Source organism: Stutzerimonas decontaminans (genome assembly GCF_000661915.1).
GTDB classification, from domain to species: Bacteria; Pseudomonadota; Gammaproteobacteria; order Pseudomonadales; family Pseudomonadaceae; genus Stutzerimonas; species Stutzerimonas decontaminans.
Genome location: NZ_CP007509.1, coordinates 1,785,177 through 1,806,269, shown reverse-complemented (window position 1 = coordinate 1,806,269; position 21,093 = coordinate 1,785,177). Strand labels below are relative to the sequence as shown.

Sequence of the window (21,093 nt, the reverse complement as noted above, 5' to 3'; positions counted from 1 at the left end):
TGGGCTGTAAGCAAAACGAAAACACATACAAAACTGGGTAGTTACGCCAAAAAAGCACCAACCTAATACAAACCTTTACATGAAAAATAATTAATTTACACCTAAACTTTATCACCACCCGCGAAGCACTACGAACGCTCGATCATAGATCGCCACTAAAATCTTAACTAATACGTCCTTGCAATACCCGCCCGAGACAATAGTATAAATTCAGCACCATGACACTACAGCTGCGCAAGTGGAAATCGGCAAATAACACGAATTCCAAGTTTTAACCAAATTAGAAACTACGGATCTTAAGCCGGCCGAATTTAAACTCCGAAGCATATCAGACCGTGCGTCATTGGCCTCACCTTTAAAATTTATACCATATAGTGCGGTTTATGTAGTCGGTGTAACTGAGTACGACTCTGACGACCTGCTTCGATACCGGCCCTGCTTGATAGTCCCGCACCACAGGAATCACCCGCCGGTCACGCTCATGCTGGCTGGTTACCACGCGTACCGCATCCAGCACACCTTCTTTTTTCAGGCCACTCATGACCAGCGTGCCCTCATCCATGCCCTCAGGCCGCTCATGGGCATTGCGGATCGTGATCGCTGGCAGGTTCAGCAGCGAAGCCTCTTCGGTAATGGTTCCGCTATCGGACAGCACGCAAAAAGCCGACATCTGCAGCTTGATGTAATCCAGCAGGCCGAATGGTTTGACAAAACGAATTTGCGGGTGCTCCTGCGACTCGCCCAGCGCCTCAAGACGCTTTCGCGTGCGCGGGTGAGTGGAAACGATGATTGGATACTGGTACGTATCGGCGAGAGCTCGCAGGGTTGCCAACAAATCGCGGAGGTTTTCCGGCGTGTCGACGTTCTCTTCGCGGTGGGCACTGACGATAAAGAACTTGTCTTCGTGCAAACCTTCGCGCTGCAGCACATCGGAGGCCTGGATGCGGGGCATGTAGTAATCCAGAACTTCCTCCATGTGCGAACCGGTCTTGATGATGGTTTCCGGGCGAATGCCCTCGGCAATCAGGTAGCGGCGCGCATGCTCGGTCAGGACCATATTGATATCACTCAAATGATCGAGCACCTTACGGTTGAGTTCCTCTGGCACGCGCTGGTCAAAACAACGATTGCCTGCCTCCATATGAAAGACAGGAATTTTCCGGCGCTTGGCCGCAATAATCGCCAAGCAGGTGTTGGTATCGCCATACAACAAGAGTGCATCGGGCTTCTCCAGCTCGAACACCTCGTCAGCCTTGGCAATCACCTCGGCAATGGTCTTGGCTGCGGTATCACCAGCAGCACCAAGAAAATGATCGGGTTTGCGAATTTCTAGCTCATCGAAAAACACCTGGTTCAGCTCGAAATCATAGTTCTGCCCCGAATGAACCAGAATATGCTGGACCTGCTTATCCAGCTCCGCGATCACGCGGCTCATCTTGATCAGTTCCGGGCGGGTGCCGACTAGCGTCATGACCTTAAGCATTGAGCTGCTCCTGAATGTAACCCAGCTTCAGCAATACATCCTTGATGCCTTGAATACTCAGGCGCTCGGTGTTGTGCGAGGTATAGTCATCTAGCTCGGAAATATGCTGTTCACCCTCGACAAAGAACTTCTTGTAGTTCAGGTCGCGGTTGTCTGCCGGAATGCGGTAATACCGGTCCATGTCTTCAGCTTTGGCCATTTCCTCACGGGAGATCAGCGACTCATACAATTTCTCGCCATGGCGAGTGCCAATAACCTTGACTGCATTATCACAGCCAAACAACTCTTTAAGTGCTTGCGCAAGATCCGCCACCGTCGAAGCCGGAGCCTTTTGCACAAATATGTCGCCCTGCTTAGCATGCTCGAAGGCATGCAACACCAAATCGACCGAGTCCTCCAAAGACATGAGAAAACGGGTCATATTCGGATCGGTGACAGTCAGCGGTTCTCTATTCTTGAGCTGACTGATAAACAGCGGGATCACCGAACCGCGTGAGGCCATGACGTTACCGTAGCGGGTCGCACAAATAACCGGACCGCTTTCCGGAATCATCCGAGACTTGGCGACCATGAGTTTCTCCGCCATCGCCTTGGAAATACCCATGGCATTGATCGGATATACAGCTTTATCAGTGCTGAGTACCACCACACGTTTAACGCCAGTAGCAATTGCCGCATTCAACACATTCTCAGTGCCGATAACGTTAGTTCGGACAGCCTCCATGGGATAAAACTCACAAGAGGGTACTTGCTTTAGGGCCGCTGCGTGAAAGATATAGTCAACACCGATCATCGCTTGGGAAATGCTGGTATAATCCCGCACGTCTCCGATGTAGAATTTTACCTTGTCGTTGGCCAACGCAATTCGCATGTCCTCCTGTTTTTTCTCATCGCGGCTAAAGATACGTATCTCGCGTACACCAGTATCCAAAAAACGCTTGAGTACGGTGTTTCCAAAAGAGCCCGTACCACCCGTTATCAGCAAGATCTTATCGTCGAACATATAAAAATCTCAATATAATTAAGCAAATCCAAGGTTAGCAACCAGAACTTTGCAGCGGAATCTAAAATACCAGGCAACAATTATTCGACTCCAAACAGAACCGGTCAAACTATCGAGCAGGTCTTCTGATACATGATTGAAACATCTTCTCCACTAATTCAGGCCAAGCCGGTGCAACATAACCGGTAGCTTGGCGGAAGCGTTCGCAATTGAGAGAGCGGTCAATCACCAGCCGATCGTCAGGCTGTATATCAATATCCTTTTGATATTGACTGGAAATCAGACGCAATAACTCCAGCTTTGAGATAGGCTCCGCGGCAACGTGATACAGCCCGTAAAGGTCCGCATGAGTTAATACGCGATCTTTGATGACCGTAGCCAACTCAACCGTGGGCAAACCGGAAAAGATTGCCTTGGCATACCCCCTAACTTCTCCCCTCTGTGAAAGAAACCAATCCACCAGCGCGAAGTTTGAATTCAGTTCATGCCCGATGATCGAAGTTCGAAGCGTGATCGCATGCTTCAGATCATGGAGCTCGCCGATGAACTTGGATTTGCCGTACAGGTCTTCCGCATCCGATGGATCGGTTTCCGCGTAGGACCCTGCCCGCCCAGAAAAGACACAATCCGTGCTGACGTGAATCACCCGGATGCCGGCGAGCCCACAGAGCCTGGCAAGGCGGTGCGGGAACATCGCATTCACCGGCAGCGTAGAAAGCGGATCCTGGGCGTCGGCCAACTGCTTGATCAACCCGACGCAATTTATAACCGCGCCCGGGCGCACCATATCCAGTGCCCGCACAAGCGCATCTTGGTCCAGAACATCGACGCCCACCAGCAACCGGGCACGCTGCTCTTCCGCGAAATAGCGCAGAGCAGAGGAACTGCGAAGCGTTCCCCAGACCTCGTAAGACGAGTCCTGATTGAAAACATCAATCACAGCGTTGCCTAACATCCCGGAGGCCCCAAGGACTAATACTCGCATTACTCTGCCCCTCTAATTTCGTAAAATGACGCAATAGCGATGTAATGTTATGGCATTCAAATTTTATCCAATCCTATCTGCTTACTCGACATAAAGCTCAGCCAACTCAAGTAGCTAACTCACGCCAGCCGCCTGCGCAGCAGCTGAGCCAAGGACTGCGCCTCCGCTATCCGAAATATCAGAAGACAAATGAAATAAACCAAAGCAAAAGGAATAGCTAAAACCATCCAATAATTAAAAAACATAACATGTAGCCAACTCAGCGAAAAATAAGCAGCGACACCGCAAACGCTGCATAGCGCCAAAAATTTCAAGCATGGAACGAGTAGATAAAACTTCATCTTACGCTCAACCAGAAAGGTAATGAGAACGCTATTAAAAATAGTGGATACCACTACAGCAAAGGCCAATCCAACCAAACCATGCCGCTGATATAGCGCATAACTAAGCGCAAAGTTAATGAACAGAGCGAACAGCGATAACAAAACAGGCGTGAACGTATTACCATATGAAAAGAAAACGCGATTCATAATATCGCGCACCAGACAGAAAGGCAGGGCAAGCAAAACCACTGAAAAAACTGATGCGACCTTGACAACATCGTCTATCAGAAAGTTTCCACGCTGAAACAAAAGCCCTACGATCTCAACAGAGTAGAAACTCATATAGATAACGGCTGGAACCGAACAAATAACGACCAATCGGATACACCCCATCAAGTAGCCAAATAATTCAGCCTGTTCATTTCGCGCTGACACCGCCGCAATACGAGGAAACAGTGAAGCAGTCAAAAACACCAAGAACACTGAAAGAAATATCAAATTCAGTTTATTCGAGTAAGCAAGGACTGATATAGCACCGACACCGAGCTTCGACGCAAAATAAACACCCACGAAACTATTAACCTGCTCTACGTAAAACGCTATGACCGCCGGAAGAAACAGGAGCATAAACTTGCTATCTACAAAAAAAATCAATGCCTGTCGAAATTCGAACGAAAAGCTCTTGCGCGATATAAGATAATTTACAACCACCAACACAAACCAAGCCAAGACTCCTAACACAAGTATTTTATAGAACTCACCAGCCGAACTAAAAAAAAACAAGCCCACACAAAAAACCATATTATTAATAATCGGCATAGCATAGGACGGGACGACAACCTTATTGACTGTCTGTATGGCGTTAAAGAAAGATACGAGAGTCGAAAGCGCAAAAGTCATAGCCATAATAGACAAATAATTTACAGCCAAACCCTTAACCTGTTCATTAATGCCACCAGAAAATAAACTCACCAAAAAACCAGCCGCATAAAAAACATAAACAGCCACACAAAGAGACACAACCAAAAAGAAAAATACCGCTGCAGAAAGATCTCTATTGATACGTATGCGCGTTTCATCTGCTACCAGACGGGCATAAAGTGGCACTACAATCACGGGGATGGCCGAATATATAGCCATGTACAACACTGAAGATATAGAGCTCGATAAAAAATAGGCATCCGTAACAACCGAGACACCATGATAAAAAGTTATTAGAATATCCTTAGCGAACCCGCTCAACTTTCCGAGAAAAATGAGCAAAAGTATGAGAATAAACCTCCAACGCTTACTCATCTTTTCTCCTCTCGGCGACTAAGATCATCCCGGTAGAACGGTGTTGTCGCGAAAAAATACGCGAAAGAACCCATCCTGCAAGTAACACCACCAGTACAATAACGCCAGCCAAACCATGCATGATTTGGTTATTGGCAAAGCTAAATATCAATCCCAACGACAGGTAAATAAACAAAGGGCCGGCAAACGGGTTGCTAGCCCTTATAGCCTCTAACCAAAGCCTTGCATACAAGAACGAGAACAGAGGTGTAAAGAGTAGAATACCAAAAAAGGTAATATCCGAAGCCAACCAAGAAAACAGCGAATGCCACTTATCGAACCCCCATCCATAAGTTAGATCAACACGATAGGGGTACGTGCGCTTCAGAATAGCACCATCCGCCGAGAAGACTATCTCAACAATTCTCCCAAGGGAATACGAATTACCGACAAAATAAGTCCATTCAAAAGGCAGCGTTAGACTTAGATACAACCCATATAGACCGCTGGTAAAATAACTAAGAAACACCCCTAACGCCAAAGCATAGTCCGAACTGACAAGCCCTAACACCAATGCCCCGTCATCCCAAGTAATCAAAGGGTGAGTTTTCTCGTAAATATTATCAAGACCGATACCAGCGGCCGAGTAACGTTGCCGAAGAACCTCCACAAACATAATAAATACGAAGACGGCACCCACAGCAACAGCAGCCAAAGTTCGCAACTTAAACTTCTGCCCCTTGGTGGCGAGATTTATTATCATGCAGAAAAAACCAAATATGACCACATCACCCAAATATTTCTGCTTGCCGGTACCAACCACATTGATTAAAAGATACGTCGCCACCACAAACAAAAAAGCATATCTCGCCGCCCCCCCCATTACCCGAAAATAGTAAAAGGAAAATAGAAGCACAAGGCCAGCCAACGCCTGATCAATAATATTTAAAATATAGAAAAAATCAATTTTGGCTTGCCCACGCTCATACCCCTCATATCCTTTGACGTAACTATCTCCGATGTCGCTTAGACTCAAGCCGCCGCCCGAATCAAAAAATGAATACCATTGCGCTATAGAGCTAATCACACCGAAAGCCAAAAGCCACGCAAGGAATGGCTTAATCCTCCGGTAAGAAATAAAGCGTGACTCAAAGCAGTTCGAGCACTGGCGGTATTCCCCACGAGCACCAATCACATACCCTAGCCAAAACAATAAAACCAAAACCGAAACAAAAGAAACCAAAATAAAATAATCTAGGTCCTTGTACTTCATAGGACCCAGAAACAGACTCGACAAAACAAATATCGAATACCCCACATATATATTCAGAGGAAGATATCGATAGCCAAATATTTTCATTTCTTATTAAATATCTTTTTATAAGCCAGTATCTTTTCAAGACCCGTCAAATGTCCAATCTTTAAAGATTTTTCTTGAGCGCGAATTAGAAAATCTTCCGTCTTACTTACCACTCGAGCCGGATTACCGGCAACAATAGAGCCGTCAGGCACGCTCCTTGTTACAACAGAGTTAGCTCCTACAACGCAATTACTTCCAATAGTCACATTCGGAAGAATCAATGCCCCTGCACCTATAAACACATTATCCCCCACTCTGACTTCTCCCGCCAATTCAAGGTCGGGAATATCCTTTCGGAAGGGCAGTGTCGAACCATCATGACAAATAAAACACGCCCCAATGCTTATATAAACATTATCACCCAAGGTTACTAAGTACGGTTCAGAACTAAACATAGCATAACTAGACCCATATATTGTTACACGACCTTTTAGCTCAACCCCTATTTTTTGTGCATATGACACAGGGTACAAGGCTGCATATAGCATATTTACGGGAGCAGTGAAAAGTTTCAGCAATCTTCTTATCTTCATTTAAAGCTCCACCTTAGCTAGAAATACTGAGACCTTGGCCAAGTAGTTTCTGTAATCAAATTTTCGTGAGCGGTAAGCACGCTGTTTGATGGCATTTATTTCGGCGGAGGAATAATTCATAACTTGCTTAACCAATGCTAGTTCTTCGCCCCGTGAAGTAAGAAGAAGCCCCTCGCTTTGCGCATAATTCTCTAGGCTCATCATCTTGTTTGAAATTACTGGCGTACCGCAGCTAATCGACTCTGCCAATTTCGAGGGGAATCCAGCCAAGGTCACCCGCGTTTCGTCACGAAAGAATATGCTGAAATCACACTCAGCGATGCGCTTCAACACTAACTGGTTAGGTTGTCTACCCCTGAAAAAGGTACACCGCACCATCTTTTTCAACATAGTGGAATGCTCAGGAAACACATGCAAATAATCTTCTGCACTGATGCCATATATTTCAAAACAGAAGTCTTCGCCAGCACAGTACAACTGGTAAAACATTTCAACACATACATCAAGTCGCTCTTTAACGTTACTGCGCGCCTTGTTTATTCGGCCTGCATCAAAAGGCGACCCCACGTAAATGAAATATTTCCGCGTAAATTTTTCGCGTACTGGTGGCGGCTTGAAGTTATTTGCATCGAATAGCGTAGGGAGTTCGACTGTCACCTTACCCATGCGATCATAAAATTGCGTCAAATATTTGCTGGTGGTTATGACTCCATCCGCAAGCCGGTGAACGATGTGCATACGCAGCGAAGTATCGATAAATTTAACGACTCGATGAACGAGACTTCCTGCGCTTGCGTCATACCACTCTGTAGCGTCAGCAATCATTTTTACGCCTGCGCGCTGACACAGCAGTTTTATACGACTTTGGGCCACAGCTGGGTAATTATAGCAAATTACACCCGAAATTTTAACGGAGCGGCTCTTGCGAAGAAACTTGATGATCGTGGACAAACCCATAATATATTTCAGCCACGCCACTCCCCCTATAGGATAGGGAACGCTCCAACATTCAAAGCCGAAAAAGTCGCGACGGGAAAGTTCGGCCCCAACAGATCGAGCGCTGTCGACACCCAAGAAAACAACTTCGTAACCGAGTTCTCGCAGGATTTTGCCATTCGCTAGAACGCGATGCGCTGCAGCATTTCTGTCAGGCAGTTCGAAGCCGCCGATGTAGACTATTGTCCCTTTACTCATATTCAGCCGGTAGCCTTCATGTTATTAACCGCTACTCTCAGGCGCACGTCATGGACGTTCACGGAATTTTAATGGCGATAGAAATCTTACCCACCTAAGAATTTACTTAAAGAGCCCGATGTACCAAGGCATTGCTTGTTCAATGCCAGTATTAATATCAAACTTTGGATCGTAGCCTAATATACGCTGAGCCTTGCCTATATCAGCTTGAGAGTGTCGCACGTCCCCGGCGCGAAAATCTCGATAGACCGGCTCTTTATCGTAGAGAACGCCATTTTTACTCAAGCTAAATTTGAGAGCACTGAACAATTCATTAAGGCTCGTACGAGCATTTACGGCGACGTTATAGACTTGATTACGGGCTGCCGTATCATTGCTTGTAGCCGCCAACAGGTTTGCTTGCACGACATTCGCGATAAAACAGAAATCGCGACTGGTTTCTCCGTCTCCGTTAATAAATACGTCCTCTCGTTTAATCATGGCAGCCGTCCACTTAGGGATGACGGCGGCATAGGCGCCATCTGGGTCCTGGCGTCTACCGAATACGTTGAAGTAGCGCAAGCCGATGGTGTTAAAACCATAGGTTTTTGCGAAAACTTCAGCGTAGAGCTCATTGACATACTTCGTTACCGCATACGGCGATAGGGGTTTACCAATGATGTCTTCTACTTTCGGGAGGCCGGGGTGATCACCGTAGGTCGAGCTTGAAGCAGCGTAAGTAAAGCTTTTCACCTCTGCATCACGGGCGGCGACCAACATGTTGAGAAAACCGCTGATATTGGTTTCGTTGGTGGTAACCGGATCGGCGATAGAGCGCGGGACTGACCCCAGTGCGGCCTGGTGCAGGACATAATCGACGCCTTCAGTGGCTTTTTTACAGTCTTGCAGGTTGCGAATGTCGCCTTCGATGAAGTGGAACCGCTTCCATTGTTCTGCGGTAACTACGGCTTTAACCTCGTCGAGGTTACGCTGGTGGCCTGTGGCAAAGTTATCCAACCCAACCACGCGCTGGTCGAATTTAAGCAGTGTTTCTAATAGGTTAGAGCCAATAAACCCAGCTGCCCCGGTAATGAGCCAAGTCTTGGGGGCTTTGGGTAGTTCTTGCAGCATGGATTCGTAACGACTCATAACGTACTCATTGGTAAATGAAGAAGGAATCCATTATGGAATATGTACTTGCTGCGCCGCAGGTGCGTTTCATTACAGGCGCAGATCTGCTTCCTCAGCAAGCAAAAGGTACTTTAGATCGTAAATGATTTGCTTGGCCTTGCCATACTTTCGGATAGCTTCAACGCCAAGCTCACGGAATTCGTTGTGAGCCACGGCTAGGACAACACCGTCATAGGCATTGACAGCCGGCTCGGTGATTGGGGTAATTCCATACTCGTGCTGTGCTTCCACAGCCGACACCCAGGGGTCATAGACATCGACCTGAATGTTGTATTCCGCCAGTTCACTAACGATGTCCACCACTCGCGTATTACGCAGGTCGGGGCAGTTCTCCTTAAAAGCCAGCCCCATCACCAACACGCGGGCACCATCTACATGGATACGGCGCTTTAGCATGGCCTTGACCAGCTGGGAAACCACGTAGGCGCCCATGCCGTCATTAAGCCGCCGGCCTGCAAGGATAATCTCGGGGTGATAACCGATGCTTTGCGCTTTATGTGTTAGGTAGTAGGGATCAACGCCTATGCAATGCCCCCCGACTAACCCTGGCCGGAAAGGTAGAAAATTCCATTTTGTTCCAGCCGCCTGCAACACGGCTTCGGTATCGATACCCATCCGGTTGAAGATGATTGCCAGCTCGTTGATCAAGGCGATATTGAGATCGCGCTGGGTGTTCTCGATTACTTTTGCCGCTTCGGCAACCCTGATACAGCTAGCTTTATGGGTGCCGGCGATAATGATTTCCCCGTACAAGGCGTCCACCAGATCAGCCACTGCCGGTGTCGAGCCCGAAGTGACCTTCTTGATCGTCGTAACCCGGTGCTTCTTGTCACCCGGATTTATACGTTCTGGGCTATAGCCTGCGAAAAAGTCCACGTTGAACTTCAAGCCGGAAACCCTTTCTAGCACGGGGACGCAATCTTCTTCAGTGGCGCCAGGGTAGACGGTGGACTCATATATGACGATATCGCCCTTCTTCAAAACCGAACCGATAGTTTCTGAAGCCTTGATCAAAGGGGTGAGATCGGGCTGTTTGTGTTCGTCGATGGGCGTAGGTACGGTAACGATGAATACATTGCAGCTTTTCATGTCGTCGTGACTGGCGCTGTAGATAAGCTTCGCAGCTTCTTTCAGCTCGTCATCGCTGACCTCCAGGGTGGCATCGTGGCCAGCCTTCAGTGCATCGATGCGCTGTTGGTTAATATCGAAACCCACCACCGAGCGTTTCTTACCGAATTCGACGGCAAGTGGCAGGCCGACATAGCCAAGACCGATAACAGCGAGTTTTACTTCTTGCAAGCTGAGCATATGAAACGTCCATCTAAACGAAAATTGCTGATATAAGCCCGGGCCGCGCTGTATTTCAGGGTTCCTTCACCTGAGCACGTCGAGCGCACGATTCAATCGTCCGTGTTGCTTTCGCAACTGAGCAGTCAATGTCTGCTTGGCCTGTGGCTCCCCATGCACCACCCGTATCTCCGCCGGCCACTCCCGCATGCCCGTCACAACTCCAACAATCCCTTTTGATCTGCATGAGCCGAGTAGCCACCGATGCTGCTCACCTTTGCTCGGATATCGAAACGCTCACCATCCAGCTCAACATAGCCACCCTTGGGCCCGAATTGCTGGATGGTATGACCGGGTGTGCCCTTGGCCTGGTAGCCAACGAACAGAACGTCATGCCTTGGGTCATGCAGCATAGCTTTCAGGTAGTTGACGATGCGCCCACCGGAGCACATGCCATTGCCGGCAATGATGATCGCGGGGCGTGCGGTTTGGGCAAGGCGGTTCAACACGGCGATATGGTCGGCGTGGTTATCGATCATGATCAGGTTGTCGAACGCCAACGGGTTGCGGCCGGCTTCGACGCGCTCGCGCGCCTCCTGATTCCAGTAGGGCTGCAGGCTTCGGTAGGCCTCGGTGAAGCGTGTGGCCAAGGGGGAATCGAGGATGATTGGGAGTTGCGGCCAGTTTGTTTCGAGATTGCCCTGAGCGTTGTGGCTATTGCCCCTCACCCTAGCCCGCTCCCCTGAGGGGATAGGGGACTGGCTGTGCGGGGCGCGCCCGTTATTTGCAAACTCGTTACCACCCTCATCGGCGTTGACGGGCGGCTTATCTGTATGGGCGTGCAGTTTGCTGTGAATGATCTCTTCAAGCTCGTATAGCAGCTCCTGAGTGCGGCCGATGCTGAAGGCGGGGATCAGGACAGTGCCTTGATCCTGCAGGGCGTGTTCGATGACGGCTTCCAAGCGCTGACGACGGCTAGCACGGTCTTCATGCAAACGATCACCGTATGTGCTTTCCAGCACGAGGATATCGGCGCGTTCGGGTGGTTCAGGCAGCATTAGCAACGGCGCATGAGGCGCGCCGAGATCACCAGAAAAGACGATGCGTTTGGTGTCACCCGTGCCGGGGTAGAACACGTCAATTTCCACGTAAGCCGAGCCGAGAATGTGGCCGGCACGCTGCAGGCGAATACGCACGTAAAGCTCATCGGTTTCGATGAGAGTGAACCATTGTTTGTAGGGCAGTGGTTGAAGGCGCTGCTCGACCAGCTTGATATAGCGCTCCACCTCTTTGTGGTCACGGCTGAAACCCAGTCTGAAGGCATCTTCCAGAACGATGGGTAGCAGTTTGGCCGAGGGCTCACTGCACAGAATCGGCCCTTTGAAGCCGGCGGCAAGCAGGTAAGGAATTCGCCCTACGTGGTCGATATGCACGTGAGTGACCACTAGCGCCTTGACGGTAGCCAGCGAAAACTCGATGGAGGGGTGGTCTGCTCCACTGCGCCCATCGGCTAATGCCTCATTCCCCTGGAACAAGCCACAGTCGATGAGCAGGCTGTTCTCAGGATGCATACATAGCTGGTGACAGGACCCCGTTACACCGCCTTGCGCACCATGATGCTGGATATGCGGGAAGCGCATGGTTAGCTCCTTTAACGCTGCACTTGGAAGGTTGCAATTGTCAGCGGTCGCCCGTTGTTTTCCAGTACAGCGTAATGAGCGTTGAACTAGTGCAACCAGATTTCAGGAAAAGGCTGGCGTTCCGCTCTCCCGTTTAAGCAAAGCGCGCATCATAACAATGAAAGCGCCAGCCATCGTCCCGAGCACGAATCCAAGGGTAATGATTAACAGCGGTTTGGGATGGACAGGCGAACTGAGCTCGTACGAGGGAGACTCCACTCGATACAACATGCTGGACGCAGCTTCATAGTGCAGCTCCATACCCGTGAGGAAGCCATTGAGCTCTGCCGACGCACGAGCTGATGCGAAAGCAAGATAAGCGTCAAGAAATCTGCCGGGGTGGCCGCTCTGGCCAGCCCTAGCAATTACGGTAACCGGGTCGCCTTCAGCGCGGCCTCGTTTGATTTCCAGCGTTACATTTCGCGGCGCTTCGACATGAGACTCATCGAACTCCGCTTTTGACGCTTTCGACTCAAGCTGAGCGATCAGCAACTCGAACGAATCGACAGCCAGCTGCTTACTATCGGCTATGGCTACCGCTACAGGCTGGGATGAACGTGCCTGTATTTGCCCGGCAAGGCTGCCGAAATTGGCGAGCACTCCCGGTGCTATCACGACCTGAGCGCGATAGATGGACGGCGTATAGATGGACGGCGTCCACAGCGCGTAAGCGACCGCAACTATAGTTGCTAGCGCCGCCGCAAGCAGGATGATCACGCGGTCTTTCCAACACTGACGAAAGAGCTCAAGCAAATCGATCTCATCAGACTCCAGTCGTTCCAAACCGTTACGCATTCGCCGCCCCTTGGCCTTAGTAAAAAGCGGGGCATTCTGCCACAAGGTGGAATGAATTTGGACCAACAAGTCATTTCGAGATCAGATCGGCTGTACACGGCTATTGCTCATCAAAAGTGCGCGAACAAGTGCCACAAATATGCCAACCATCAAGCCTAAAACCAGGCCCAGCGCGACTACTAATGCCCGCCTCGGCTTAAGCGGACCAGACGGAGTCATTGCTGGCTGATCGAGGCGAACCAACTTGAGTGCCTCGACATCGAGGTCTATCGCCTTAAGATGCGCAGCTTCCTTGCGCCAGTTCGCCAGATCAGCGAGGAAAAGGTCATCAGTGTCGCGCTGCCGCATCAGCTCTACCTGCGGATTTCGTCCCAGTAGAGCGAGCTCTTTTTCAATTTCAGCGATACGCGGCTCGGCAAAGTCGTCGCTCTCTCGGGCCAGCAGCGCTTCGCGCTCAGCCGACAGCGCCTCTGAGCCGAGAAAGTAAAGCGGCGTTTCCAAGCCATCCGTATTTGGCGTTTGGCCAGTGCCGCGATCGATAGTTGCGGTATTCAGCGCCAGCAATGGGCTAGGTTTTTTGATGCCGAGCGATTCGGCAATCCCTATCGCTTCTTCCAATTGCACAATGCGGTTGTCGCGCTTGGTTCTCAGCTGAATACGCAGTGCATCGCGCTCGGCTTGAAGCTCTGCTGCCTTGATTGCGTCCTTCTCGAGCAGCGCCGCGATCTCCGACTCCTTGCTCGACTCATAGGCTGCTCGACCAGCCGCTATCTGCCCTTCAAGCCCGACAAGCCGATTGGCTGCCAGATGCGCCACTTCGCGGCCAATCGCTTCTCGCTCATGATCCAGCACGAAGTCAACGAACTCATTGACTACGGAGACACCATCCATCTGTGCCGGATAGGCAAGCGCCAGGCCCACGTACGCGTTGCGATCGTCAGTCCGCTTTGGGTCCGGGCGCAATACTTCGAATGCTTTTTCGTTGAAGTCGCTGAAAGAAAGCTGGTCAGGGCGGCCATCACGCATAATCGGCTCGAAAAGATCAGGGTGCTGCCTGAAAAACTCCCGACGTAAATCGTAGGAAGAGAGGCTTGCCGCAACGCGTCCAAGTGCTTCATCCGGCGCCAACTTGTAGATGCCGGTTTCGTTCAGCTGGTCGAGACTGCTGCGATCGGACGGTCGAAGATAGGTGGTTGTCTTGTAGTAAGGCGTTGCTAGAAACGCATAACCAACTGCAACGACTGCACAAGCCAGGGTAATTACCAGAATGAGGATTTTCTGTCGCCAGAGCGCTTGAAATAGCGCTACCAGGTCGATTTCGTCAGTGGAAGCGTTCACCTGCTGCATGGCCATGCCCACGGTTGTTCCCTCGTTGATCATTCATCCTGAAATACAGGCAACGGAGGTCCGACAGGCAATTTGTGACAAGGTTCACTAGATGCTCGCTAGAAACGACGGTTATTCGTCTTCGTTTACTCGATCCCGTAACTCCTTCCCAGGCTTGAAATGAGGAACGAACTTGCCGTCAAGGCTGACCGACTGGCCGGTCTTGGGGTTGCGGCCGACGCGAGGGGCGCGGTAGTGCAGAGAAAAACTGCCGAAGCCGCGAATTTCGATCCGGTCGCCAGTGGCCAATGCTTGAGCCATTTGCTCGAGCATGGTCTTGATGGCCAGCTCGACATCCTTTGACGAAAGCAGGCCCTGCTGGGTGACGATACGCTCGATCAACTCCGACTTGGTCATGGTTTTCCCTTCGTTTTCAAGCGGCTAGATGATTCGGGTTGCGGTCGTTTGTAGCATGTTGTTCAGAGTTTGAACAGCCCGGGCGGGATTGACGGACGAAGGTCTAGCTTGTACTGCGAGGGCAGGGTGAAAGCCTGAGCAGGTTGTTGAACTGCTTTCGCCGCGGGGGCGCGCTTCCTACGTTTGGTGAGCGCTGCTGCTTCTGTGGGAGGCCCGACCTCGGGGCGAAATTTTGGCTTTGGCAGGCTTGCAGTCTGCTTTCGCCGCGAGGGCGCGCCTCCTACGTAGGCGTGCACTGCTGCCTCTGTGGGAGGCCCGACCTCGGGGCGAAGCTTTTAGTTGTGGCAGGCTTGGAGCCTGCGTTCGCCGCGAGGGCGCGCCTCCTACGTAGGAGTGCACTGCTGCTTCTGTGGGAGGCCCGACCTCGGGGCGAAGCTTTTAGTTGTGGCAGGCTTGGAGCCTGCGTTCGCCGCGAGGGCGCGCCTCCTACATTTGGCGTGCACTGCTGCTTCTGGGGGAAGCCCGGCGTCGGGACGAAGCGTTTGGTTTGACGGGCTTGCAGCCTGCGTTCGCCACTACTCTAGATAGAATTAGCGCTTTTCAAGGAGGTGAAAATGAGCAAGGAAGCTTGTGCCGCATCCAATCGGTTACGCCGCGGTCGCTGTTCAGTCGTCAATCAAATTTATCTAGTTACGGCAGTAACGCAGCGCAGGGCCAGGGTTTTCGAGGATCTCTCGGCTGCTCGCACGCTGATACTCACCATGCGCGAGGATGCCAGGTGGGGGTCGCACGAGACGCTGGCGCTTGTGGTAATGCCCGACCACCTGCACTGGCTGCTGCAACTTCAAAAAGGATCGTTATCCGAACTGGTCGGCAGGGTGAAGTCGATATCCGCCAGGCGCTTAGATACGCGCGTTTGGCAGGATGGCTTTCACGACCGGGCGCTGCGGGATGAAGATGATTTACAAGCAGTTGCAAGGTACATCGTCGCCAATCCGCTACGTGCAGGATTAGTTGAGCGCATTGGGCGTTACCCTCACTGGGACGCGGTTTAGCTTTGAGCCTGAATTACGCAGTGAAGTACTCGGTGGGCTGCTGGCGGCCTTCGCCGCGAGGGCGCGCCTCCTACGTTTGGCGTGCACTGCTGCTTCCGCGGGAGGCCCGACCTCGGGGCGACGCTTTTAGTTTTGCAGGCTTGGAGCCCGCTTTCGCCGTGAGGCGCGCCTCCTACGTTTGGCGTGCACTGCTGCTTCTGTGGGAGGCCCGACCTCGGGGCGACGCTTTTAGTTTTGCAGACTTGGAGCCCGCCTTCGCCGCGAGGGCGCGCCTCCTAAGGGCTTGGTGGGCGCACGATGCTTTGTAAGCGTACGCTCGCTACCGTCTTGACCCTCAGGTCTTAATCCGCTTCAGGCGCTGGTTGATGGCGTCGCGGTCAAAAGCCGTGGGATCGAAGGTATCGCCGTACCAGTCGAGCATGTTCAAGTATTCGGGATGCTCGGGGTCGGCAAGCGCATCCAGAAAATCAGCGTAGCCCGGTGCGCCGCCAACATCCTCCGGCGGACTGGCATTGGCGCCGTCGATGCAATACGGCACTTGCGGGCACGCAATGGCCGGCAACAGCCGCTCGGTCTTGATCCGGTGCTCCCAGTTGTCGCCAAAGTCATAGACGTAACGAAACGTCTTCGACCCATACAGCACCTTTGTCAGTGTCTTGCGCTGTTCCGAAACGACCGAAGGGCCCCAGTCGGGATCGGGAATACCGTAGCTTTCGCCAGCGATTTCAAATTCGTGAAGATGGGTGTCGCTCCAGCCCATCACCACCTGAATGACCTGGTGCAGCTTGCTTAGGGTGATGCGCTCGGGCACGGCGACCCGGCGCCAGATGGCGGGTTTTATCCACGTCAGCTCGATGTGCAGTTGCAGGAGACGGTCGCTGGCCGGCTGGCGCAAACGGGTGACGTTGGGCATGGGTCAAGCGGCCTCATGTTCTAAGGTAGGCAGAGCAATATTCCAGGGCAGCAAATCGTCGAGCTGATTGATTGGATAGTCGGCGATGCGCTCCAGCACGTGCGTCAAATAAGCCTGTGGGTTCAATGCGTTGAGCTTGGCTGAACCGACCAGGCTATAGATCGCCGCCGCTCTTTCTCCGCCGGCGTCGGAACCGACGAACAGATAATTCTTGCGACCCAGGGCGACTGTACGCAGGGCACGTTCGGCGGCGTTGTTGTCGATCTCAATGCGGCCATCCGTGCAGTAGCGCGTCAGCGCCTGCCAACGTGCGAGGGCATAGTGGATCGCACCGCTCAGCGCCGATTTGGACGGCAGTTGCGTCAGCGTGTGGTTAAGCCAGGCGTGAAATTGCGCTAGCAGCGGGCTGGCTCGCCGCTGCCGCACTGCGCGTCGTTGATCGAGCGGTTGTCCACGAATTTCCGCCTCAATGGCGTATAGCGCACCAATCCGCTGCAAGGCTTCAGCGGCGATCGGTGAGGCCAATGCCTTGTGCAGGTCGAAAAACTTGCGCCGGGCATGCGCCCAACAAGCCGCCTCGTGAATCGTGCCCGCGGCATAGAGTTGAGCGAAACCGGCATAACCATCGGCTTGTAATGTCCCGGCGAAGCCTTTGAGATGGGCTCGCGGGTGCTCGCCTTTGCGATCCGGCGAGTAGGCAAACCAGACCGCCGCAGGTGTGCTACTACCTGTGGGGCGCTCGTCACGCACATACGTCCACAAGCGTCCGGTCTTGGTTTTACCCTGGCCGGGGGCGAGCACGGCGATCGGCGTATCGTCGGCGTGGACTTTGTTGCTGGTCATGACGTGCTGCCGCAACCGGCCGACCAATGGCTGCAAGAGCCGGCTCGCTTCGCCGACCCAGTCGGCCATGGTCGAGCGCTCCAGGGACACGCCCTCGCGCGCATAGATTTCGGACTGCCGATACAGCGGCAGATGATCCACGTATTTGGACACCAGCACATGGGCCAACAATCCCGGCCCGGCAAGACCCCGGGAAATCGGTCGGCTCGGGGCCGGCACCTGCACGATCCCGTCACAGCAGCGGCAGGCCAACTTGGGCCGCACGTGGCGAATCACCTTGAAGCGCGCCGGCACGTACTCCAGAACTTCGGCCACGTCATCGCCCAGATGACGAAGTTCGCCGCCACAGCCTGGGCACTGCGCATCGGGTCGATGGACGTGGATTTCACGGGGCAAATGCTCGGGCAATGGCTTGCGGCGTACGGGTGTACGTGGGCGCGATTGGGCTGGTGGTGGCGAGGCCAATGCGGCCTGGCTGACCTGCAACTCTTCGAGCGTCAGTTGCAGTTGGTCGAGCATGCCATCGAGTTGCTCGGAACGCCGACCGAACTGCATGCGCCGCAGCTTGGCGATCATCAGTTTCAGGTGCTCGATTTCCCCGCGCTGGGCGGTAACCAAGGCTTTCAAGGCCTGGATGTCGTCAGGAAGGAAGTCGGTCGCGCAAGTCATGGCGCGATGTTACTGGTGTTCTCAAGCGTTGAACATCAGACTGCTCGTACCGGTGCGGTGCGCAGCGGTCGGCGCCAATCGATGCCCTCCAACAGCATCGCGAGTTGTGCCGTCGTCAAGGAGACGCTGCCGCTGGTGGCTTGCGGCCAGACGAAGCGCCCCTGCTCAAGCCGCTTGCAGAACAGGCACAAGCCATCGCCATCCCACCACAGCAATTTGATCCGGTCACCGCGCCGTCCCCGAAACACGAAGATCTGGCCGGAGAACGGATCCGCCTCAAGTTGGGTTTGCACCAGGGCCGCCAGGCCATCGAACCCCCGCCGCATGTCGGTGGCTCCAGCCACGATCCAGATGCGAGTCCCGATGGGCGGGGCAATCATCGCAACACCTGCTGCAAGACCAGTTGCAAGGTTTGCGGGTCGGGCACGCCCTCAATGCGCAAGGTGACCCGACCGCACTCCACAACCAGTCCGCCCGGACTCGACGGCAGTGGCATTGCCTCTTCCGCTGAGGGCGTCGGCGCCTTGCTCAGGTTGACCGGCAACAAAGTAACCTGGTGGGCAACTGGCCTCAGCTGCCCCTCCCGATAGTGACGGCGCCATTTGAAGACGAGGTTGGCGTTGACCTCATGCTCTCGGGCGATCAACGCGACGGATGCGCCGGGCAATAGCGTGGCCTCGACGACACGAAGCTTGAACTCCACCGAAAAGTTGGGGCGGCGACTGCGGCGAGGAGTAGAGGGGGGCGTATCCACAATGGTGTCCACTAAAAAATGGTGGGCACCATTGTGGCTATTCAAGGCTAGGGCAGGCAGTGGGTGCAGGGCGGACGCTTACGATGCTTTTGGGGGGAGGACTGACTTCTGGACGAGGCTTTGCCCAGACGAAAAAAAGGCGGGCTATCGAGCCCGCCTTTCGATATCTACCGCTACGAATCAATCTTCGCGATAGCGGCGCAGCTTGAGCTGTTTGCCACCAACACGGGTGTCTTTGAGCTTGCCGAGCAGGCGGTCGAGGCCGTCTTCAGGCAGTTCGACCAGGCTGAAGCTGTCGCGCACCTGGATGCGGCCGATGGCTTCGCGGGCAAGACCGCCTTCGTTAAGGATCGCACCGAGCAGGTTGCGAGCGGCGATGCCGTCACGCGCACCCAGCGGGGTACGGCAGCGGGCGCGGCCTTCGGCCAGTGGGATCGGAGCGCGACGCTCACGATCACCGCTACGCTCAGGACGATCCGAACGCTCGCTGCGCTCACGCGGGCTGCTGGTCGGAACCAGCGGCTGCTCTTTTTCGACTTCGGCCAGGGTCAGCGCCTGACCATTGGTGGCCTTGCGCAGCAGTGCGGCGGCCAGGGCGCGCGGGCTGCAGCCGATGTCGGCGACCAGCTTGTCGAGCAACTCGCCATGGGTCGCTTCGGCATCAGCCACCAGCGGCGCGAGGCTGTTGGTGAGTTTCTTGATGCGCGCGTCCAGCACCTGCTGCGCATTCGGCAGACGGGCTTCAGCGACCTTCTGATTGGTCACGCGCTCGATGACCTGCAACATGCGACGCTCACGCGGGGTGACCAGCAGCAGTGCACGGCCTTCGCGACCGGCACGACCGGTACGGCCGATACGGTGCACGTAGGATTCCGGATCGTAGGGCATGTCCACGTTGAATACGTGGGTGATGCGCGCCACGTCGAGACCGCGAGCGGCGACGTCGGTGGCGACAACGATGTCAAGGCGGCCGTCCTTGAGCGATTCGATGACGCGCTCACGCTGGTTCTGGGCGATGTCGCCGTTCAGCGCAGCAGCCTTGTAGCCCTTGGCTTCCAGCGCGGCGGCCAGATCCAGGGTGGCTTGCTTGGTGCGAACGAAGGCGATCAGGGCGTCGAAATCCTCGACTTCCAACAGGCGCAGCACGGCCTGGATCTTCTGGTCGGCATGGACCATCAGGTGCGCCTGCTCGATACGAGCGACAGTCTGGGTCTTGGCGGCGATCTTGATGTGCTGCGGTTCGCGCAGGTGCTTCTCGGCGATGGCGCGGATGGAGTGCGGCAGCGTCGCGGAGAACAGTACGCTCTGGCGACTTTCCGGCATGGCTTCGAAGATCACTTCGAGGTCATCCATGAAGCCCAGCTTGAGCATTTCATCGGCTTCGTCGAGGACCAGGAAGCGAATGGTCGACAGCAGACCACTGTTGCGGCTCAGGTGGTCGACCAGGCGACCCGGGGTCGCGACGATGACCTGCGCGCCCTGGCGGATGGCCTTGAGCTGCGGGCCCATCGGCGCACCACCGTAGACTGCGACAACGGTCAGGCCGGGCATCTGCTTGGAATAGGTTTCGAATGCAGTGGCGACCTGCAGGGCCAGCTCGCGGGTCGGCGCGAGGATCAGCGCCTGCACTTCCTTGCGAGCCGGATCGATCTTGGACAGGATCGGCAGCGCGAAGGCTGCGGTCTTGCCGGTACCGGTCTGCGCCTGGCCGATCATGTCGTGACCGCCAAGGATCACCGGGATCGCCTGGGACTGAATAGGGGATGGTTCTTCGTAGCCGACCGCGCTGATGGCAGCCAGAACAGCGGAGTGAATACCGAGTGCGGCAAAGCCGCCGATTTCTTGGGTCATGGGTCTTGTCTCTGATGCTCCGCAAGACCCATTGTTCCGAAGCTGCGCATGCCGTGCAAAACCCGAAGGTCACCCTGGCAGCCTGGTCGGCGGGGTTGCGAAAACGAATGAATGATGAATCGTCAAGGATAGCCCGCTCGAAGCGGACAGCAGCCGAAGCAGCGCTTCGTGTGTTGCA

The 21,093-nt window shown here is 53.6% G+C and carries 18 protein-coding genes and 1 pseudogene; 1 reads left to right on the top strand and 18 read right to left on the bottom strand.

The window, feature by feature from the left end; translation table 11 throughout:
• Positions 1 to 355: 355 nt before the first annotated feature.
• The 13 genes and pseudogenes from wecB to ihfB all read right to left on the bottom strand — a co-directional run bounded on the left by wecB (position 356) and on the right by ihfB (position 14,830).
• Entirely contained in the window at positions 356 to 1,483 is a 1,128-nt protein-coding gene (gene wecB / locus UIB01_RS08505; RefSeq protein ID WP_038658887.1) for a non-hydrolyzing UDP-N-acetylglucosamine 2-epimerase, read from the bottom strand.
• A complete protein-coding gene (locus UIB01_RS08500) occupies positions 1,476 to 2,486 on the bottom strand; it encodes a polysaccharide biosynthesis protein (protein WP_038658884.1) in 1,011 nt (336 codons plus the stop codon). Before UIB01_RS08500 ends, wecB begins: the two co-directional genes overlap by 8 nt.
• A gap of 109 nt (positions 2,487 to 2,595) precedes the next feature.
• Complete coding sequence (locus tag UIB01_RS08495) at positions 2,596 to 3,471, bottom strand: dTDP-4-dehydrorhamnose reductase family protein (RefSeq protein WP_038658882.1); 876 nt, start codon at positions 3,469 to 3,471, stop codon at positions 2,596 to 2,598.
• A gap of 119 nt (positions 3,472 to 3,590) precedes the next feature.
• Positions 3,591 to 5,090, bottom strand: coding sequence for a murein biosynthesis integral membrane protein MurJ (gene murJ, locus UIB01_RS08490; RefSeq protein WP_038658879.1), 1,500 nt, complete (start codon positions 5,088 to 5,090; stop codon positions 3,591 to 3,593).
• On the bottom strand, positions 5,083 to 6,342 hold the full coding sequence (locus UIB01_RS08485) for a hypothetical protein (RefSeq protein ID WP_155268705.1): 1,260 nt from the start codon (positions 6,340 to 6,342) through the stop codon (positions 5,083 to 5,085). Before UIB01_RS08485 ends, murJ begins: the two co-directional genes overlap by 8 nt.
• An 83-nt stretch (positions 6,343 to 6,425) precedes the next feature.
• Positions 6,426 to 6,962, bottom strand: a complete 537-nt coding sequence (locus tag UIB01_RS23570) for an acyltransferase (RefSeq protein WP_080695064.1) — start codon at positions 6,960 to 6,962, stop codon at positions 6,426 to 6,428.
• The gene (locus UIB01_RS08480; RefSeq protein WP_038658873.1) at positions 6,963 to 8,156 is read right to left on the bottom strand and encodes a glycosyltransferase family protein; all 1,194 of its coding nucleotides are present in this window, start codon (positions 8,154 to 8,156) and stop codon (positions 6,963 to 6,965) included. It lies immediately after the preceding gene.
• A gap of 102 nt (positions 8,157 to 8,258) precedes the next feature.
• Positions 8,259 to 9,284: an NAD-dependent epimerase/dehydratase family protein gene (locus tag UIB01_RS08475; protein ID WP_038658870.1), complete on the bottom strand. Its 1,026-nt coding sequence runs from the start codon at positions 9,282 to 9,284 to the stop codon at positions 8,259 to 8,261.
• A 72-nt stretch (positions 9,285 to 9,356) separates the two neighbouring features.
• Complete coding sequence (gene tviB / locus UIB01_RS08470) at positions 9,357 to 10,634, bottom strand: Vi polysaccharide biosynthesis UDP-N-acetylglucosamine C-6 dehydrogenase TviB (RefSeq protein ID WP_038658865.1); 1,278 nt, start codon at positions 10,632 to 10,634, stop codon at positions 9,357 to 9,359.
• A gap of 66 nt (positions 10,635 to 10,700) precedes the next feature.
• A pseudogene (locus UIB01_RS08465) lies at positions 10,701 to 12,253 on the bottom strand (MBL fold metallo-hydrolase).
• 102 nt (positions 12,254 to 12,355) lie between these two features.
• Positions 12,356 to 13,087 carry a Wzz/FepE/Etk N-terminal domain-containing protein gene (locus tag UIB01_RS08460; protein ID WP_155268704.1) on the bottom strand — a complete coding sequence of 244 codons (732 nt, stop codon included), beginning with the start codon at positions 13,085 to 13,087 and terminating at the stop codon, positions 12,356 to 12,358.
• Positions 13,088 to 13,168: 81 nt separating this feature from the next.
• The gene (locus tag UIB01_RS08455; RefSeq protein ID WP_230585294.1) at positions 13,169 to 14,467 is read right to left on the bottom strand and encodes an LPS O-antigen chain length determinant protein WzzB; all 1,299 of its coding nucleotides are present in this window, start codon (positions 14,465 to 14,467) and stop codon (positions 13,169 to 13,171) included.
• A gap of 78 nt (positions 14,468 to 14,545) precedes the next feature.
• Complete coding sequence (gene ihfB / locus UIB01_RS08450; protein ID WP_003280517.1) at positions 14,546 to 14,830, bottom strand: integration host factor subunit beta; 285 nt, start codon at positions 14,828 to 14,830, stop codon at positions 14,546 to 14,548.
• 614 nt (positions 14,831 to 15,444) lie between these two features.
• On the opposite strand from ihfB, the gene UIB01_RS08445 reads away from it, so the two are divergent.
• On the top strand, positions 15,445 to 15,885 hold the full coding sequence (locus UIB01_RS08445) for an REP-associated tyrosine transposase (RefSeq protein WP_038658856.1): 441 nt from the start codon (positions 15,445 to 15,447) through the stop codon (positions 15,883 to 15,885).
• A gap of 334 nt (positions 15,886 to 16,219) precedes the next feature.
• On the opposite strand, the gene UIB01_RS08440 is transcribed toward UIB01_RS08445, so the two are convergent.
• The 5 genes from UIB01_RS08440 to UIB01_RS08420 form a co-directional block, all read right to left on the bottom strand.
• Positions 16,220 to 16,798 (bottom strand): plasmid pRiA4b ORF-3 family protein, encoded by a 579-nt coding sequence (locus UIB01_RS08440; protein WP_038658853.1) that lies wholly within the window; start codon positions 16,796 to 16,798, stop codon positions 16,220 to 16,222.
• 3 nt (positions 16,799 to 16,801) lie between these two features.
• The gene (gene tnpC, locus UIB01_RS08435; protein ID WP_038658850.1) at positions 16,802 to 18,310 is read right to left on the bottom strand and encodes an IS66 family transposase; all 1,509 of its coding nucleotides are present in this window, start codon (positions 18,308 to 18,310) and stop codon (positions 16,802 to 16,804) included.
• A gap of 35 nt (positions 18,311 to 18,345) precedes the next feature.
• Positions 18,346 to 18,690 (bottom strand): IS66 family insertion sequence element accessory protein TnpB, encoded by a 345-nt coding sequence (tnpB, locus tag UIB01_RS08430; protein ID WP_003291615.1) that lies wholly within the window; start codon positions 18,688 to 18,690, stop codon positions 18,346 to 18,348.
• Positions 18,687 to 19,064: an IS66-like element accessory protein TnpA gene (gene tnpA, locus UIB01_RS08425; protein ID WP_170934318.1), complete on the bottom strand. Its 378-nt coding sequence runs from the start codon at positions 19,062 to 19,064 to the stop codon at positions 18,687 to 18,689. The genes tnpB and tnpA overlap by 4 nt, the downstream gene beginning before the upstream one ends.
• Before the next feature lie 180 nt (positions 19,065 to 19,244).
• Complete coding sequence (locus UIB01_RS08420) at positions 19,245 to 20,915, bottom strand: DEAD/DEAH box helicase (RefSeq protein ID WP_038658840.1); 1,671 nt, start codon at positions 20,913 to 20,915, stop codon at positions 19,245 to 19,247.
• Between the last annotated feature and the right edge of the window lie 178 nt (positions 20,916 to 21,093).

Bases quoted from the DNA above. Each gene is read 5' to 3' on its own strand.
- UIB01_RS08485 (WP_155268705.1), bottom strand. From the start codon at position 6,342: ATGAAGTACAAGGACCTAGATTATTTTATTTTGGTTTCTTTTGTTTCG.
- UIB01_RS08475 (WP_038658870.1), bottom strand. From the start codon at position 9,284: ATGAGTCGTTACGAATCCATGCTGCAAGAACTACCCAAAGCCCCCAAG.
- UIB01_RS08495 (WP_038658882.1), bottom strand. From the start codon at position 3,471: ATGCGAGTATTAGTCCTTGGGGCCTCCGGGATGTTAGGCAACGCTGTG.
- UIB01_RS23570 (WP_080695064.1), bottom strand. From the start codon at position 6,962: ATGAAGATAAGAAGATTGCTGAAACTTTTCACTGCTCCCGTAAATATG.
- tnpB (WP_003291615.1), bottom strand. From the start codon at position 18,690: ATGATTGCCCCGCCCATCGGGACTCGCATCTGGATCGTGGCTGGAGCC.
- UIB01_RS08445 (WP_038658856.1), top strand. From the start codon at position 15,445: ATGAGCAAGGAAGCTTGTGCCGCATCCAATCGGTTACGCCGCGGTCGC.
- UIB01_RS08500 (WP_038658884.1), bottom strand. From the start codon at position 2,486: ATGTTCGACGATAAGATCTTGCTGATAACGGGTGGTACGGGCTCTTTT.
- tnpC (WP_038658850.1), bottom strand. From the start codon at position 18,310: ATGACTTGCGCGACCGACTTCCTTCCTGACGACATCCAGGCCTTGAAA.
- UIB01_RS08420 (WP_038658840.1), bottom strand. From the start codon at position 20,915: ATGACCCAAGAAATCGGCGGCTTTGCCGCACTCGGTATTCACTCCGCT.
- UIB01_RS08480 (WP_038658873.1), bottom strand. From the start codon at position 8,156: ATGAGTAAAGGGACAATAGTCTACATCGGCGGCTTCGAACTGCCTGAC.
- murJ (WP_038658879.1), bottom strand. From the start codon at position 5,090: ATGAGTAAGCGTTGGAGGTTTATTCTCATACTTTTGCTCATTTTTCTC.
- wecB (WP_038658887.1), bottom strand. From the start codon at position 1,483: ATGCTTAAGGTCATGACGCTAGTCGGCACCCGCCCGGAACTGATCAAG.
- ihfB (WP_003280517.1), bottom strand. From the start codon at position 14,830: ATGACCAAGTCGGAGTTGATCGAGCGTATCGTCACCCAGCAGGGCCTG.
- UIB01_RS08440 (WP_038658853.1), bottom strand. From the start codon at position 16,798: ATGCCCAACGTCACCCGTTTGCGCCAGCCGGCCAGCGACCGTCTCCTG.
- tviB (WP_038658865.1), bottom strand. From the start codon at position 10,634: ATGCTCAGCTTGCAAGAAGTAAAACTCGCTGTTATCGGTCTTGGCTAT.
- UIB01_RS08455 (WP_230585294.1), bottom strand. From the start codon at position 14,467: ATGATCAACGAGGGAACAACCGTGGGCATGGCCATGCAGCAGGTGAAC.
- UIB01_RS08460 (WP_155268704.1), bottom strand. From the start codon at position 13,087: ATGCGTAACGGTTTGGAACGACTGGAGTCTGATGAGATCGATTTGCTT.